This window comes from Sediminibacterium sp., assembly GCF_030695065.1.
GTDB lineage: Bacteria > Bacteroidota > Bacteroidia > Chitinophagales > Chitinophagaceae > Sediminibacterium.
The window spans coordinates 434,244-449,214 of record NZ_JAUYTR010000016.1 but is presented as its reverse complement, the minus strand read 5'-3'; the positions used below and the strand labels follow the sequence as shown (position 1 = coordinate 449,214).

Genomic DNA, 14,971 nt, shown 5'->3' with positions numbered 1-14,971 from the left:
AGTTTACCAACCACTGGCCAACACATCGGCCAAGTGCATCATTCGCATATTTTTGTTTTCGTGCTTAGCACATCCATCTATATGCATTAAGCAGCTCATATCGGTGCTAATAAGAACGGCTGCACCTGTATCGGAAGCATTGTTTATTTTTTGATTACCCATTGCAATACTAATGGGTTCAAATTTTACTGCAAAAGTGCCACCAAAACCACAACAGGTTTCTACATCATTCATTTCTATCAATTCTAATCCTGCTACATTATTCAATAAGAGTCTTGGTTCATTTTTAATTTTACACTCTCTAAGTGCCGCACAGCTATCATGGTAAGTAGCTTTCTCATTTAATACTGCACCAAAATTTGTTTCTTTCAATACATTCACTAAGAAATCAGAAAATTCAAAAATACGCTCAGCGGTTTTAGCAGCTTGCGTTTTATAAGCTGAGTTCTCAAACACTTGTTTATAATAGTTTTTTACAAAACCCACACAGCTTGCACTTGGTGCAACAATATATTCAGCTCCTTCAAAATCTTGTAAAAATTTAGTACAAACTTCTTTTGCTTCCCCATGAAATCCGGCATTAAAAGCGGGCTGACCACAGCAAGTTTGTGAAGTATTATAGTGAACGGTACATCCAGCTTTCTTTAATACTTTTACCATATTAAAAGCTACATCAGGATAGAGTTGATCTATAAAGCAAGGAACAAAAATTTGCACGTTCATCTATGGTAGTTATTTTATTGCACGATTCAATTGAATCATTTTTAGTGCTGTTATTGCCGCTTCTTCACCTTTATGACCATGTATTCCACCGATTCTTTCAATGGCTTGTTGTTCATTCAAAACGGTTAACACCCCAAAGATAACAGGTACATCAATTTGCAAATTTAATTGCATAATGCCATCTGTAACCCCTTTGCATACATAATCAAAATGTGGAGTATCGCCTTGAATAACTGCCCCTAGTACAATGTAAGCATCTGGCACTCGCTTGCTGTAAGCATAATGTTGTTTAACGGCAAAGGGCAATTCAAATGCACCTGGTACTAACAATGTTTTAACCGAAACGGAAGAAGCTTTCAATAGTTTCCTTGCCCCTTTTTCTAAAGCGTTAATGATGGCACTGTTCCATTCCGTTTTAATGATAACAACAAAGGCATCCTCCAGAGTGGGGATGCCTTTGTTTAATGATGTATTTCCTTTTGTAGCCATTATTCAGCAAGGTCATTTTTTTCGATACTCAAACGATAAATATATTTATCGGCCTGAAAACCTTTATCTGTTTTAGGGAACTTAGTTTTTAATTCTTTGTATAGCTCTAATGCTTCTGGTGATTTGCCAGTAGATTCTAATAACAAAGCAGCACGGAATAAATATTCAGATGAATTTGTTTCATCTTCAGCAAAAGTGTTGGCTGCTTTTTTATAAGCATCAATAGCTTCTTCTTTTTTATTTAATTCAGCGTATGCATCACCTAAACAACCAGAAGCCAACAATTGAACTTGTTTTGCATCGGTAGAGAAATCTTTTAAATGTTTAACGGCATTATCAAATTCACCCAATTTAAGGTAACTAATACCAGCGTAGTAATGCGCTAGGTTAGCAGCTTTTGTTCCGCCAAAATTGCTAATTACATTTAAAACACCCTTATATTGGCCGTCTCCGTTCAAGACCAATTTAGAAGAGTCCATTGCAAAATATTGCTCTGCTTTAAATAAAGCTTCTGCAGCTTTTTCCTCTTTTGGTTTAACTACATATTGTTGGTAAGAAAACCAACCACCACCTATTACTAAGGCAGCAACTATAGCACCTAAAAGGGGCTTTTGGATTTTTGCAAAACTAGATTCTACTTTATGTGCTGCCTCTTGAGATACAACTTCAGGCGCTTGTTTTTCGCTCATTATAATTGATTATGCTGTTTAATAAATTAATCTACAATAAATGGATAATTCTGGTCGATGTATACATCTTTCAAAACTTCGCTGTCATCTGGCCAAGGACTTTCTTCTGCAAACTTAACTGATTCGTCAACAATTGCGTTTACGCGTGCATTGATTGCATCAAGTTCTATTTGTGTTGCAAAACCATTGTCTAAGATGGTAGAAGCTACTTTAATGATGGGGTCCTGGTCTTTGTATTCTTCTACTTCTTCTTTGGATCTGTATTTCTGCGGATCAGAAACCGAATGGCCTTTGTAGCGATAGGTTTTCATTTCAAGCAGGGTAGGGCCATCGCCTTCTCTAGCTCTTTTTACCGCTCTTGCAACTGCATCATGCACAGTTTCAGGTGTCATTCCATCTACTTTATCCGCAGGCATTTCATATGCGTCTGCTAATTTGTATATATCAATTACGTTACTGGTTCTTTCAATAGAAGTACCCATTGCATAATTGTTGTTCTCGCATATAAAGATTACTGGAAGCTTCCAAAGCATGGCAAGGTTAAACGTTTCATGCAACATACCCTGACGTGCAGCACCATCGCCAAAATAACAAAGTACTACGTTTTGAGTTCCCTTGTATTTTTCTGCAAAGGCTAAGCCAGCACCCGTACCTATTTGTGCTCCTACAATACCATGTCCGCCAAAGAATTTGTGTTCAAGGCTAAAGAAGTGCATGCTTCCACCTTTACCCTTTGCACAACCTGTTGCTTTACCATACAATTCGGCCATACAAGCATTGGCAGATACTCCTTTTGCTAATGCTAAACCATGATCACGATAAGCAGTAATAAAAGGATCATCGGCCTGAGTAGCAGTCATACAGCCAGCCGCAATTGCTTCTTGGCCAATATAAGCGTGAAAAAATCCACGGATTTTTCCAGCCATTTTATACATTTCTTCTGATTTTAATTCAAACTGACGAATCAGCTGCATTAATTCATACCAATAAAGGTAGGTTTCTTTAGAAAACTTTGTAGCCACTTTTCAAAAATTTGAAGGCAAATATAGGGGTTATCCTTGATAGTTCCCTACCCGGCGTATTCGGGTTCTAATACTTCTTTAGGTGGGTAAGGGATGCTAATATTATTCAGGTATGATTCTTCTAAAATGTTGGCAAAAGTGGAGAAATAAAGTACTACATCTTCCCTAACATTTCTTTTAAGCCATTTAAATCCACCAGGCAATTTTTCTAATACCGATTTGTCATCTAAATATTCTAAATGGTGAATATCTGTTGGCGTTAGCCCTATATCGGTTAGTTTTTTAATCATAAGATTAACTGGGGTATTGCTTACAGGGCAATATTCTTCTGCTAATTCGGTCCATTCTCCAAAACCTGTATGTGCATAAGTCAAAATTTCTTCTTTACTCACATTAGCAACCACCTGCAATAAATTACCACAATTGCAAGCACCATGGTTACCCCAAGCATATTGAGCACCTTCCTTTAAATTGTTGGCAGTTTGTCTTAATACATCTACAAGCACTAGGTTTGGATATGCCATATTATTTCTTTTTTCTTTTAACAAGACTCTGTATCAAAATGTTGATTGGATTGCTAATTTATTAAGCAATTTTTCCGCTCATTTTCTTTGTACAACCAAAAGCAATTTTTCCGCTCAAATAACTCAACATCGCTACCGTTCATCCCTAAATTAGAACAACCCACTCAACCTTTTTCTTGTTTAGGAGTTAGTTATAAAAAATTAAACAAAAATTTTATGAAAATGCGCATTTTAACTTTGACAATGGTTGCAGTAATGGGATTATTGGGTACCGTATCTGCACAGAAAACAGTAGTAGACATTGCAGTAGGTTCTAAAGACCATTCAACATTAGTTGCTGCAGTAAAAGCGGCTGATTTAGTTGCTACCCTACAAAGTGCTGGACCTTTCACCGTATTTGCTCCAGTTAATGCAGCTTTCGACAAATTGCCTGCAGGTACTGTTGCTAATTTATTAAAGCCTGAAAACAAAGCAACTTTAACTAAAGTATTAACCTACCACGTAGTTGCTGGAAATTTAGATGCTGCGGCAGTAGTAAAAGCCATTACCGATGGTAAAGGTAAAGTAGTGGTAAAAACAGTTGCAGGAAATTCTTTGACTGTAACATTAAAAGATGGCAAAGTAACTTTAACCGATGAAAATGGTGGTGTTGCAACTGTTGTAGCTGCAGACTTAAAAGCAGGTAATGGTGTAGTTCACGTAATTGACACTGTTGTATTACCTAAGTAATTTGATTCAAATGGTAAGCATAAAAAAGTCCCGAGATTATTCGGGACTTTTTTATGTAATGTCCTATAATAATGACAAATAAAGAAGATCATTAAGCAGAACAAATAATAGCATCATTTATGCTTCCTGTAAAAATGGATAGCCGTAATGTACAGGAGGATTATACGTTTCTTTAATTGTTCTAGCACTTAACCATCTGTAAAGGTTCAATGCACTACCAGCTTTGTCGTTGGTGCCAGAAGCCCTTGCTCCACCAAATGGTTGTTGACCAACTACTGCTCCTGTAGGTTTATCATTGATATAAAAATTACCTGCAGCATTTCTTAATTCGTTGGTAGCTAATTCAACTGCAGCTCTATCCTGAGAAAGAATTGCACCAGTTAAAGCATAAGGTGAAGTGCTATCAACCAACTTAAGTGTTTTCTCAAACTGATCGGCAGGGTATACGTAAATGGTTAACACTGGCCCAAAAATTTCTTCGCACATGGTAACCGATTTTGGATCCTTGGTTACAATCACCGTAGGTTCTACAAAGTATCCTTTGGTTTTGCTGAAATTACCACCAACAATTATTTTTACTTTCTTATTTTTCTTTGCATTGGTAATATAACGAGTGATGCTAGTGTAAGACTTCTCATCAATTACTGCATTAACAAAATTGGTAAAGTCTTCCACCGTTCCCATTTTCATGGTATTGATGGCAGCTACTAATTTTCTTAAAATTTCGTCTGCTAAATTGCTAGGGATATAAGCTCTTGAAGCAGCAGAACATTTTTGTCCTTGGAATTCAAAAGCGCCTCTAGCCAAAGCAGTAACTACTGCATCTGCATCAGCAGACTTATGCGCTACAACAAAATCTTTACCACCTGTTTCTCCTACAATTCTTGGGTAAGATTTGTACATGCCCATATTTTCACCAATCACTTTCCACATATTGTTGAATACGCCAGTAGAACCAGTGAAGTGAACACCTGCAAAGTCTCTATGCGAGAAACAGACTTTACCAATGGTAGGACCATCTACATAAATTAAGTTGATAACGCCATCGGGTAACCCAGCTTCTCTTAATATGCGCATGAATAATTGTGCAGAATAAATTTGGGTGTTGGCAGGTTTCCAAACAACTACGTTGCCGCACATGGCAGCAGAAGTGGGTAGGTTACCACCAATAGCAGTAAAGTTGAATGGAGTCACCGCTAATACAAAACCTTCCAATGGGCGCCACTCTAAGCGGTTGTGCATACCCGGAGCAGAAATAGGTTGTTGCTTATAAATTTCACTTAAGAAATGCACATTGAAACGCAAGAAATCTATTAGTTCACAAGTGCTATCAATCTCGGCTTGAAAGGCATTCTTACTTTGGCCCAACATGGTTGCGGCCAACATTTGAAAACGGTATTTGGTAGCCAACAAATCGGCTGCTTTTAAAAAGATATGTGCCCTATTTTCCCAGCTCATTGCAGCCCATTTTTCTTTAGCTTGTAAAGCAGCAGCAATGGCTAAGTGTGCATGTTTTTCTTCTCCTGCATTAAAATGGCCAAGGGTATGCGACAATTCGTGTGGAGGATGAATGGCAGTTTTTTTATCGGTCTTTACCGCTTTTCCTCCAATATACATTGGGATATCTATTTGCTTTTTCTTTGCTTCGGCCAATGCCTTTTTAAGTGCGGCTTTCTCAGCACTTCCTGGTGCAAATTGAAGAACCGGCTCGTTTACCGGCATTGGGTATGAAAATGTACCAATACTCATAGGAAAATTTTTATAAAGTTTGAGGACGCAAGTTACGAAGAAAACCGTATCAGCTTTTCGGCTACATTTGTGTATGGCTGTTATTTTATTTGATCCACCATACAGAAACCTTTTAGCCCCACTTTCTACTACAAAAGCAGTGGCACAGTTTCATTTTGGTTTATTAAGTGTTAAGGAGCGATGGGAGCTGTTGCTTAATGAGCCCACCTATATTCATACAGCACCCTATTTGCAACCCTTGTACCTAGCGCCTGCTGTTTCAAACGAATATTGTTGGATTGATGCAACCATTTTGCCCAACGATGCATTGATTGAACAAATAAACCAACTGCAATTAGGAGATTGCTTAATGGATGAGTTTGGTTTGGTCGCGGGTAAATCCAATTTTCCATTTAGTGAATTTGATCCTTCTAATACTGCGGCTTATTTTACACAGGCCAATAAAATAGACCACACTTTAAGACTGCGCTTTCCTTGGGAAATTATGCAAATGAATGATGCCATTATCAGAAGTGATTTTGAAATGGTTACTGCTAACAGAATTTCACAGCCCATTCCGTCAACGGTAAATATTATTGGAGATAATAATGGAAATAACATTGGAGCGAATCAAATTTTTATTGAGGAAGGAGCCAAGCTGGCATTTTGCACCTTGAATGCTTCTACAGGTCCTATATATATAGGGCGCAAAGCAGAAATCATGGAAGGATCTACTATTAGAGGACCTTTTGCCATTGGATATAATTCGGTAGTAAAAATGAATAGCCGAATTTATGGGGGTACATCCTTAGGACCCTATTGTATGGGTGGTGGTGAAATCAAGAATGCGGTTATGATGGGTTATTCTAATAAAGCACATGATGGTTATTTAGGGGATGCAGTGATTGGGGAGTGGTGTAATTTAGGCGCCGGAACCAGCAATAGTAATTTAAAGAACTCTGCAGGCACCATAAAAATATACAGCATGGGGCTCAAAGATTATGTATCTGTTGGCCAAAAATGTGGAGTGATTATGGGCGACTATTCTAGGGTTGCCATTAATTCTAGTTTAAATACAGGTTCTATGATTGGGGTGAGTTGCAATGTATTTGGAGAAGGATTGTTACACAATACTATTCCACACTTTAGTTTTGGAGTAAAGGGTAAACAATACGAATTAACCACCGCCATTAAAGACATTAATAATTGGAAAGGATTAAAGGGGATGGAACTATCAAAAGACGAAATAAATATTCTTCAACATATATTTACAAACAACAAGCAATTATGAGAAAACAAATAGCAGCAGCCAATTGGAAAATGAACTTGACTGTACAACAAGGAGCGCAGTTAATTAATGATTTATTGAGCAAACCCCACGATTTAAAAGATAATCAATTAGCCATTTTTGCAGTGCCAGCGCCTTACTTAATGATGGCGCAAGAAAAATTGGGTAATAAAAATAGGGTAGCAGTAGCTGCTCAAAACTGTTACAATAAAAAAAGTGGTGCGTATACAGGAGAAATTTCTGTGGAAATGCTCAACTCAATTGAAGTAAAATATGTGGTATTAGGCCACTCTGAAAGAAGAGAATATTTTAATGAAAGCAACCAGTTTTTAGCAGAAAAAATTGATATCTGTTTAAGCCATCAAATTACGCCCATTTTTTGTTGTGGCGAGCCTTTGCAAATTAGAGAAGAAGGCACACAAAACGCATATGTGGCAGCACAATTGAAAGAGTCTTTGTTTCATTTAACATCGGCTCAATTGGTGAATGTAGTTATTGCTTACGAACCAATCTGGGCAATCGGAACCGGCAAAACAGCCAGTAGCGATCAAGCACAGGAAATGCATGCATTTATTCGTTCAGAGTTGGCGCATGTTTATGGTAAAGAAACAGCCGATCAAATTTCTATTTTATACGGAGGAAGTGTAAAAGCAAACAATGCAGTAGAGCTTTTTTCTCAACCCGATGTAGATGGTGGATTAGTAGGGGGCGCCTCATTAATTGCAGATGAGTTTGCAGCTATAATTAATGCTTTAAAATAAACTGTGCTCTGCTGATTCTGTCGTTAATGGCAATGCCAATACCTTCATTGGGAAATTGTTCTGATAGAATTATTTCGTAATGGCTGTTGTCAATTGCTCTTAGTGTTGCAAATAGTTTACTTGCAGCAGTAGACAATTGGTGGTCGGGTGCCAATATAAAATTGTCAACGCCTTCATAACGAGTATGAAAACTTATGACTGCCATTTTTTTGCCTGCATGTGCTTGAATGAGTTCAGGAATATGGCCCATGTATAATGGGGTATGGGGGGCGTAATGGCTTTTCAATTGGCCCGGTGTTGCTGGACTATCTGTGCTATGATCTGATATAACTGGAGCATGATAAGTAGCAGCATCTACTACTTTCATTCCAGTTACTGCAGCTAAATCTTCTGCAGTAATACTGCCCGCCCTATGTAAAATAATGGACTCTTCGGCCACTTCGCAAATGGTCGATTCTAATCCCACAGCTGTATCACCTCCATCTAAGATGTACGGAATTTTTCCGTGCAAGCCCTCCATTACATGGTGTGCATTGGTGGGGCTAATATAGCCCGACCTATTGGCGCTAGGGGCTGCCAAAGGAAAATCAAGTTGGGACAATAAAGCCAAACTGAGCGCTTGATTGGGAATTCTGATGGCTACTTTTTTACTGCCTGCTGTAGTAATATCTGGAACAGTTGATTTTTTCGGCAACAATAAAGTTAGTGGGCCTGGCATGAAATGTTGAGCCAGTTTCAAACTGATTTCATCTACAAATGCATACTCGTGCATTTGAGTAATATTGGCTATATGTATTATTAATGGATTAAAGCTGGGTCTATTTTTAGCAGCGTATATTTTTGCTACACTTGATTCTGACAGTGCGTTTGCAGCCAACCCATAAACAGTTTCAGTGGGTATGGCAACCAGTTCTCCTGCTTTTAAAAAAGCGGCAGCTATATTGATATCTGTGCCAATGGCCGTTTGCATAAGCAAAATTAACAACTTGTATTTGAATTGTCATTTAATTAAGCTTCTCAGACCTATCTTTGCAGCCTTATGAAGCATATTAGGAACTTTTGTATTATCGCGCATATAGATCATGGTAAGAGTACATTGGCCGATCGTTTATTAGAACATACTAAATCGGTGGGTGAGAGAGATATGATGAACCAAGTCTTAGACGATATGGACTTGGAAAGGGAGAAGGGTATTACTATTAAGAGCCATGCCATTCAAATTAATTATACCCATAAAGGGGAAGTTTATACCCTTAATTTAATTGATACGCCCGGACACGTAGACTTTAGTTACGAAGTAAGCCGTGCTTTGGCTGCCTGTGAAGGTGCGTTATTATTAGTGGATGCTTCTCAGGGTATTCAAGCACAAACCATTAGTAACTTATACTTGGCCATAGACAACGACTTAGAAATTATACCGGTGATTAATAAGATTGATATGGATGGAGCAAAAATTCCGGAAGTAACCGATCAGATCATTGATTTAATTGGCTGTAAACAAGAAGATATTTTATTGGCGAGTGGAAAGTCGGGGATTGGTATTGATGAAATTTTACAAGCTATTGTAGAACGTATTCCGGCACCTTCAGGTAGCGTAGATGCGCCATTGCAAGCATTGATTTTTGACAGTGTTTACAATAGTTTTAGGGGAATTATTATTTACTATAGAATTATTAACGGTACTTTAAAGAAGGGTGATAAAATTCGATTTGTTGCTACTGGGAACGATTATATAGCCGATGAAGTTGGGGTGCTCAAATTTACAATGACGCCTAAAGACCAGGTTAGTGCGGGAGATGTGGGTTATATTATAACGGGTATTAAGAATGCCAAGGAAGTTAAAGTAGGAGATACCCTTACATTGGCCAATAATCCCGGCGAAATGATCAATGGATTTGAAGAAGTAAAACCCATGGTATTTGCTGGTATTTTCCCAGTGAACACCGACGAGTTTGAGGAACTAAGAGATTGCATGGACAAACTGCAATTGAATGATGCTTCTTTAACTTTTGAATTAGAAACATCACAAGCATTGGGCTTTGGTTTCCGTTGCGGATTCTTAGGCCTCTTGCATATGGAAATTATTCAAGAGAGATTAGAGCGTGAGTTCAATCAAACCGTAATTACTACGGTACCCAACGTAAGCTTTAATGCTTATACTACTAGAGGCGAAAAGATATTGGTGAACAATCCAGTTGAAATGCCTGATCAAGTAAAAATTGATCGCATTGAAGAACCATTTATCAAAGCACAAATTATTACACTGCCCGATTACATTGGAAATATCATGACCCTTTGTTTGGGTAAGCGAGGTATTTTATTGAATCAAAGCTATTTAACGCCTACAAGGGTTGAGTTGATTTTTGAAATGCCTTTAACGGAAATCGTATTTGATTTCTATGATAAATTAAAGAGTTCAACTAGGGGATATGCATCATTTGATTATACGCCAATTGATCATCGTGAAGCAGACATTGTAAAAATGGATATCCTTTTGAACAATGAAAAAGTAGACGCATTGAGTGCATTAATTCATAGAGGCAGGGCTACTGATTTCGGAAGAAAATTGTGTGAGAAATTAAAAGAATTATTACCGCGCCAACAATTCCAGATTGCTATTCAAGCTGCTATTGGTGCAAAAGTAGTAGCTCGAGAAAATATTAGCGCCATCCGCAAAGACGTTACTGCCAAATGTTATGGTGGTGATATCAGCCGTAAAAGAAAGCTATTAGAGAAGCAAAAAGAAGGAAAGAAGCGTATGCGCCAAATTGGTAACGTAGAAATTCCTCAAGAAGCGTTCTTAGCAGTATTGAAGCTAGATTAATAGATAGCAGATATACTTCTTTATTCAGGCTCAACTGCATTGTATTCTGGAATATAAACCCAGCGCCCATATTCCCATTTAAAGCCTTCAACGGTGCCATAAGGAACCAGTGTATGCTTTTTATTGGGTTCATTAGACTCACTGATCAACTTCACAAATACAATGCGATCTAATTTTACATCGTAATTTAATTTGGCGTTGGCTTGCTTCTTAAACTCTAAGCAGAACCTGCTAACTGGTTGTTTAGGCTTGTTGATATCGTTGGGATAATTGAAAAATTTACCACCAAATAATGGCTTGCCTTCCAAATCAAAATGCAATACTTCTATCCATTTTTTGGTGCTTCTGGCGTCATTTTCGTCATAGCCTAAAAGGGTATAATATTTCTTATTGTTGTATTCTTTTTGAATAATATTGTAATACACAGCACCAATCCAGTTTTGATTGGTTCTAATGGAATCATAAGGATTCTCTGTAAAATCTGCCCCGTCGTATAAAGGAATTAATTTTAATGAGCCATCCTTGGTATTCATTTGTATTGCCCCTTTGTATCGGTAATAACTAAAGTCTTTCATCAATTGCCAAGTAATAATTCTGAAACTACTATCAGGCGCATACAGTCTTGAAATGGTTTTTAAAGAATCAAACCCATAATGAAAGGAATAGGGTGTTCTTAATGCTTGAACCAATTGTCTGGTGAAAAAACTATCGGCTCTTAATCGGTCTTCGGTGTCTTCCGCATTTAATATGTCAAATGCAGAAGCAGCCAATACTTTTTCGGCTTCGGCTAATATGCTTTTATTGGCATGCGTTTGGGCATAGACTGAATTGCTTTTGCTGAATAACAAAGCCACTAATAGAGTTAAAAAAAATTTGCGCGAAAACATGCGGCAAATTACAAGTAATTCAACCCAGATGAACTGGTTGAAGCAATTTTATCATTTTTTTGCATGATTGCAAGCTGCTGCAAAATCTACCAAGTGGTTAAATCGTAAATCAATAAAAGGGTCTGGAAAAGGCGCATCTGGATGAGTGGTTGCTAAGAACACGGTATGCATACCGGCATTTCTGCCAAATTTCATATCACTCATTCTATTTCCTACCATGATAGATTTGGCCAAATCAATTTCTGGAAAATCGGCTTTGGCCATGAAAGCCATACCCGGCTGGGGTTTACGATTAGGAGAATCGTCAGCCAAATCTGGGCAATAATAAATTTGATCAATTTTGCCCCCGACATTTGTTATGGCTTGCAACATGGGGGCGTGAATATTCTGTAAATCTTCAGCAGTCATTAATTTCTTGCCAATTCCTTTTTGATTAGTGGCAATAACTATGCGGCCGAATAATGGATTCAATGATGCAATTGCAGCAGGAACTCCTTGGTAAAAATGGAACTCTCCCCAATTGCGGATATAGTCTTCTTTTTTTTCGTAATTCAGTACACCGTCTCTGTCTAAAAAAAGGGTCCAACTGGTATCAATCTGATTTAATGAAAACATACTATGGAAATAAATTGGCTTCTACCAGTTCACAAATAATATGGCCCAACATAATATGGCTCTCTTGAATACGTGGAGTATTAGTAGAAGGTACATTTAATAAGTATTGAGAAAGCGCACTTAATTTTCCTCCTTCATTCCCTGTAAATCCAATGGTAGCAATATTCTTGGCTTTTGCTGTTTCAAATGCTTTAACAATATTGGGCGAATTGCCCGATGTACTCAAACCTATTAAAATGTCACCTGCTTGCATGGTGCCTTCTACTAATCTGCTGTACACTTCATCATAACCATAATCATTGGCAACAGCGGTTAAATATGAGCTATTGCAATGCAGTGCATCAGAAGGCAATGCTTGTCTGTTTTTATAGAACCTACCAGAGAATTCAGCAGCTAAATGTTGCGCATCGGCTGCGCTCCCCCCATTGCCACAAAATTGTACTTTATGCCCATTTTTAAAAGCAAGTGTAACAGCATCTACTATCAGCTCCAACTGTTCTAGAATGATGGGGTTGTTGAGTAAATCTTGTTTTACCTGAATGGACTCTTGTATAATCGACCGGATTTGATTCGTCATAATCGGTTATTTATTTTCCAAGATCAATGATGGCATTGGCCAATTGATCCCATTGATATTTCTTCTTTTCTCTACGAAGGTGGGGTAAAAAATAATCCTCACCTAACAAATATAATTGTTCAATTTGGGCTGCAATGCTTTCTGGTGTAGGATTGGCTACCAATCCACTTTGGTCTGCTTCAATCATATCGGGCAATGCCCCAACATTGGTAACCAGCATTGGCTTTTCAAAATGGTAAGCCAAGGGGGTAACACCACTTTGTGTGGCATTTCTATAAGGTTGAATTACAAAATCACATGCATTTAAATAATACTGCACTTGGTCCTGTGGTATAAACTCTGTGTAGGAATAAATTAAGTGCTGAATGCCTAATGAATCAATTAAGGCCTTGTATGTTTCTTCTCCTTCATAAAATTCACCTGCTATTAAGAGTTTAATGGGAGCTTTATTGCTTGTTTCATTTTTTGTTGCCACTATTTTTAGGGCTTCTATTAAAAGATCTAAGCCTTTGTATTTTCTAATAAATCCAAAAAACAAAATGATATTTTCATCAGCTGGCAGCCCCAAATGTTTTCTAGCGGCTTCTTTTGGCATGATGTTCCCAAAGCTATCGTACAAAGGATGTGAGCATGTAATGGCTTTTTTTTGAGTGAAGCTTCTTAAGTCATGGTGTACTTTTTTACTCATAGTAATGAAGCTATCAACTGCACCAATAAAGTATTTGGTAAACCAATAATCTCCGAATCTTTTTTCGTGCGGAATTATATTGTCTGCAATACAAACCACTTTAGACACTCCATTCCATTTGATGATTCGTAAAATAGTACCCAAGCAAGGTCCCATAAATGGAAGCCAAAAGCGAACCAATACAAGGGGTGCTTTTAATTGTGCTATTTTAAATCCCATCCAAATCCAGTTTAATGGATTGATTGAATTGATGCGCACATGAATGGTCAAATCGGTAGGGGCTGGCTCTTTACTATACTGTGATTTGCCAGGAAATAAAAATGATGGATACTGTAGAGAGAAAGTGTAAATAGTTACTTTAAAACCTTGTTGTTGAAATTGTCTGGCCAATCTTTCATTAAAAGAAGCAATGCCACCACTTCTAAAAGGCCAAGTGGTTCCAATTAAGATCAGCTCTTTTTCCATGCTAAATAATTAAGCTTCTTCCAATCCTAATTTCTCTTCTATTAAATAGACATTTCTTTCAGATGCATTTCTAGCTACTAATTCAGCCACAAATCCTGTTAAAAATAATTGCATACCAATAATCATCACGGCTAATGCTATATAAAATGCAGGCTTATTGGTGATGCCCACTTCGGGATTCAATATTTTTGCAATCATTAAATAGCCGCTGGTTAATAAACCAATTAGGAATGACAATGTGCCGTATAAGCCAAAAAATTGCATCGGTTTCTTGCCAAACTTTCCTAAGAACATAATGGTTCCTAAGTCTAAGAAGCCATTAATGAATCGGTCCCAACCAAACTTAGTAGTTCCGTATTTTCTAGGTCTATGTTCTACTATTTTCTCCCCAATTTTTCTGAAGCCGCTCCATTTGGCCAATACAGGAATATAGCGGTGCATTTCACCAAATACTTCAATACATTTTACCACTTTTCTTTTGTATGCTTTCAAGCCACAATTGAAATCGTGCAGTTTGATCCCAGAACTTTTTCTGGCAACGGCATTGAATAATTTGGAAGGAATATTTTTAGTTAACGTGTTATCGTAACGTTTTTTCTTCCAGCCACTCACCATATCATAACCATCATTAATGATCATTTGGTACAATGCAGGTATTTCATCTGGAGAATCTTGCATGTCTGCATCCATGGTAATAACTACATCACCTTGAGCTGCTTTAAATCCTTCATTTAATGCTGCAGACTTTCCATAATTTCTTTGAAACTTAATGCCCTTGATATTTGGATTTGCAGATGCAATGGTTTGTATGACTTTCCAACTATCATCGCGGCTTCCATCGTCTATAAGTAATACTTCGTAGGTATAGCCATGTTGATCAACAACCGATTTAATCCAGCTACACAATTCAGGCAGTGATTCTTCTTCGTTATATAAGGGTACTACTATAGATAAATTCATGT

16 protein-coding genes are annotated in these 14,971 nt (G+C 37.6%); 4 read left to right on the top strand and 12 right to left on the bottom strand.

Annotation, left to right across the window (positions count from 1 at the left end; all coding sequences use genetic code 11):
- Positions 1 to 3: 3 nt before the first annotated feature.
- From Q8S25_RS08890 to Q8S25_RS08870, 5 genes are read right to left on the bottom strand one after another with little or no spacing between them, the layout of a single operon-like run.
- A complete protein-coding gene (locus tag Q8S25_RS08890; RefSeq protein ID WP_305536892.1) occupies positions 4 to 723 on the bottom strand; it encodes a (Fe-S)-binding protein in 720 nt (239 codons plus the stop codon).
- Between the two features lie 9 nt (positions 724 to 732).
- Complete coding sequence (gene ribH / locus Q8S25_RS08885; protein ID WP_305536890.1) at positions 733 to 1,212, bottom strand: 6,7-dimethyl-8-ribityllumazine synthase; 480 nt, start codon at positions 1,210 to 1,212, stop codon at positions 733 to 735.
- On the bottom strand, positions 1,212 to 1,901 hold the full coding sequence (locus Q8S25_RS08880) for a tol-pal system YbgF family protein (protein ID WP_305536888.1): 690 nt from the start codon (positions 1,899 to 1,901) through the stop codon (positions 1,212 to 1,214). The genes ribH and Q8S25_RS08880 overlap by 1 nt, the downstream gene beginning before the upstream one ends.
- 26 nt (positions 1,902 to 1,927) lie before the next feature.
- Positions 1,928 to 2,923, bottom strand: a complete 996-nt coding sequence (gene pdhA / locus Q8S25_RS08875) for a pyruvate dehydrogenase (acetyl-transferring) E1 component subunit alpha (protein WP_305536886.1) — start codon at positions 2,921 to 2,923, stop codon at positions 1,928 to 1,930.
- 47 nt (positions 2,924 to 2,970) lie between these two features.
- Positions 2,971 to 3,447: a hypothetical protein gene (locus tag Q8S25_RS08870; protein ID WP_305536884.1), complete on the bottom strand. Its 477-nt coding sequence runs from the start codon at positions 3,445 to 3,447 to the stop codon at positions 2,971 to 2,973.
- A 222-nt stretch (positions 3,448 to 3,669) separates the two neighbouring features.
- On the opposite strand from Q8S25_RS08870, the gene Q8S25_RS08865 reads away from it, so the two are divergent.
- Positions 3,670 to 4,176, top strand: coding sequence for a fasciclin domain-containing protein (locus Q8S25_RS08865; RefSeq protein WP_305536882.1), 507 nt, complete (start codon positions 3,670 to 3,672; stop codon positions 4,174 to 4,176).
- 117 nt (positions 4,177 to 4,293) lie between these two features.
- Here Q8S25_RS08865 and pruA read toward each other — a convergent pair whose 3' ends face one another.
- Positions 4,294 to 5,925, bottom strand: coding sequence for an L-glutamate gamma-semialdehyde dehydrogenase (pruA, locus tag Q8S25_RS08860; protein ID WP_305536880.1), 1,632 nt, complete (start codon positions 5,923 to 5,925; stop codon positions 4,294 to 4,296).
- Positions 5,926 to 5,998: 73 nt separating this feature from the next.
- Between pruA and Q8S25_RS08855 the strand changes: the two genes are divergently transcribed.
- Both Q8S25_RS08855 and tpiA read left to right on the top strand, forming a co-directional pair.
- Positions 5,999 to 7,195: a putative sugar nucleotidyl transferase gene (locus Q8S25_RS08855; RefSeq protein ID WP_305536878.1), complete on the top strand. Its 1,197-nt coding sequence runs from the start codon at positions 5,999 to 6,001 to the stop codon at positions 7,193 to 7,195.
- Entirely contained in the window at positions 7,189 to 7,953 is a 765-nt protein-coding gene (gene tpiA, locus Q8S25_RS08850; protein WP_371131588.1) for a triose-phosphate isomerase, read from the top strand. The genes Q8S25_RS08855 and tpiA overlap by 7 nt, the downstream gene beginning before the upstream one ends.
- Here tpiA and Q8S25_RS08845 read toward each other — a convergent pair.
- Positions 7,937 to 8,923, bottom strand: coding sequence for an L-threonylcarbamoyladenylate synthase (locus Q8S25_RS08845; RefSeq protein WP_305536874.1), 987 nt, complete (start codon positions 8,921 to 8,923; stop codon positions 7,937 to 7,939). The two genes, tpiA and Q8S25_RS08845, sit on opposite strands and share 17 nt — an antisense overlap.
- Positions 8,924 to 8,992: 69 nt before the next feature.
- On the opposite strand from Q8S25_RS08845, the gene lepA reads away from it, so the two are divergent.
- Positions 8,993 to 10,777: a translation elongation factor 4 gene (gene lepA, locus Q8S25_RS08840; RefSeq protein WP_305536872.1), complete on the top strand. Its 1,785-nt coding sequence runs from the start codon at positions 8,993 to 8,995 to the stop codon at positions 10,775 to 10,777.
- Positions 10,778 to 10,797: 20 nt separating this feature from the next.
- On the opposite strand, the gene Q8S25_RS08835 is transcribed toward lepA, so the two are convergent.
- From Q8S25_RS08835 to Q8S25_RS08815, 5 genes are read right to left on the bottom strand one after another with little or no spacing between them, the layout of a single operon-like run.
- Positions 10,798 to 11,664 carry a hypothetical protein gene (locus tag Q8S25_RS08835; RefSeq protein ID WP_305536869.1) on the bottom strand — a complete coding sequence of 289 codons (867 nt, stop codon included), beginning with the start codon at positions 11,662 to 11,664 and terminating at the stop codon, positions 10,798 to 10,800.
- 51 nt (positions 11,665 to 11,715) lie between these two features.
- Positions 11,716 to 12,279 (bottom strand): HAD-IIIA family hydrolase, encoded by a 564-nt coding sequence (locus Q8S25_RS08830; RefSeq protein WP_305536867.1) that lies wholly within the window; start codon positions 12,277 to 12,279, stop codon positions 11,716 to 11,718.
- 1 nt (position 12,280) lies between these two features.
- Positions 12,281 to 12,856 (bottom strand): SIS domain-containing protein, encoded by a 576-nt coding sequence (locus Q8S25_RS08825; RefSeq protein ID WP_305536865.1) that lies wholly within the window; start codon positions 12,854 to 12,856, stop codon positions 12,281 to 12,283.
- Between the two features lie 10 nt (positions 12,857 to 12,866).
- On the bottom strand, positions 12,867 to 14,009 hold the full coding sequence (locus Q8S25_RS08820) for a glycosyltransferase (RefSeq protein WP_305536863.1): 1,143 nt from the start codon (positions 14,007 to 14,009) through the stop codon (positions 12,867 to 12,869).
- Between the two features lie 9 nt (positions 14,010 to 14,018).
- Positions 14,019 to 14,969 (bottom strand): glycosyltransferase family 2 protein, encoded by a 951-nt coding sequence (locus Q8S25_RS08815; RefSeq protein ID WP_305536861.1) that lies wholly within the window; start codon positions 14,967 to 14,969, stop codon positions 14,019 to 14,021.
- Between the last annotated feature and the right edge of the window lie 2 nt (positions 14,970 to 14,971).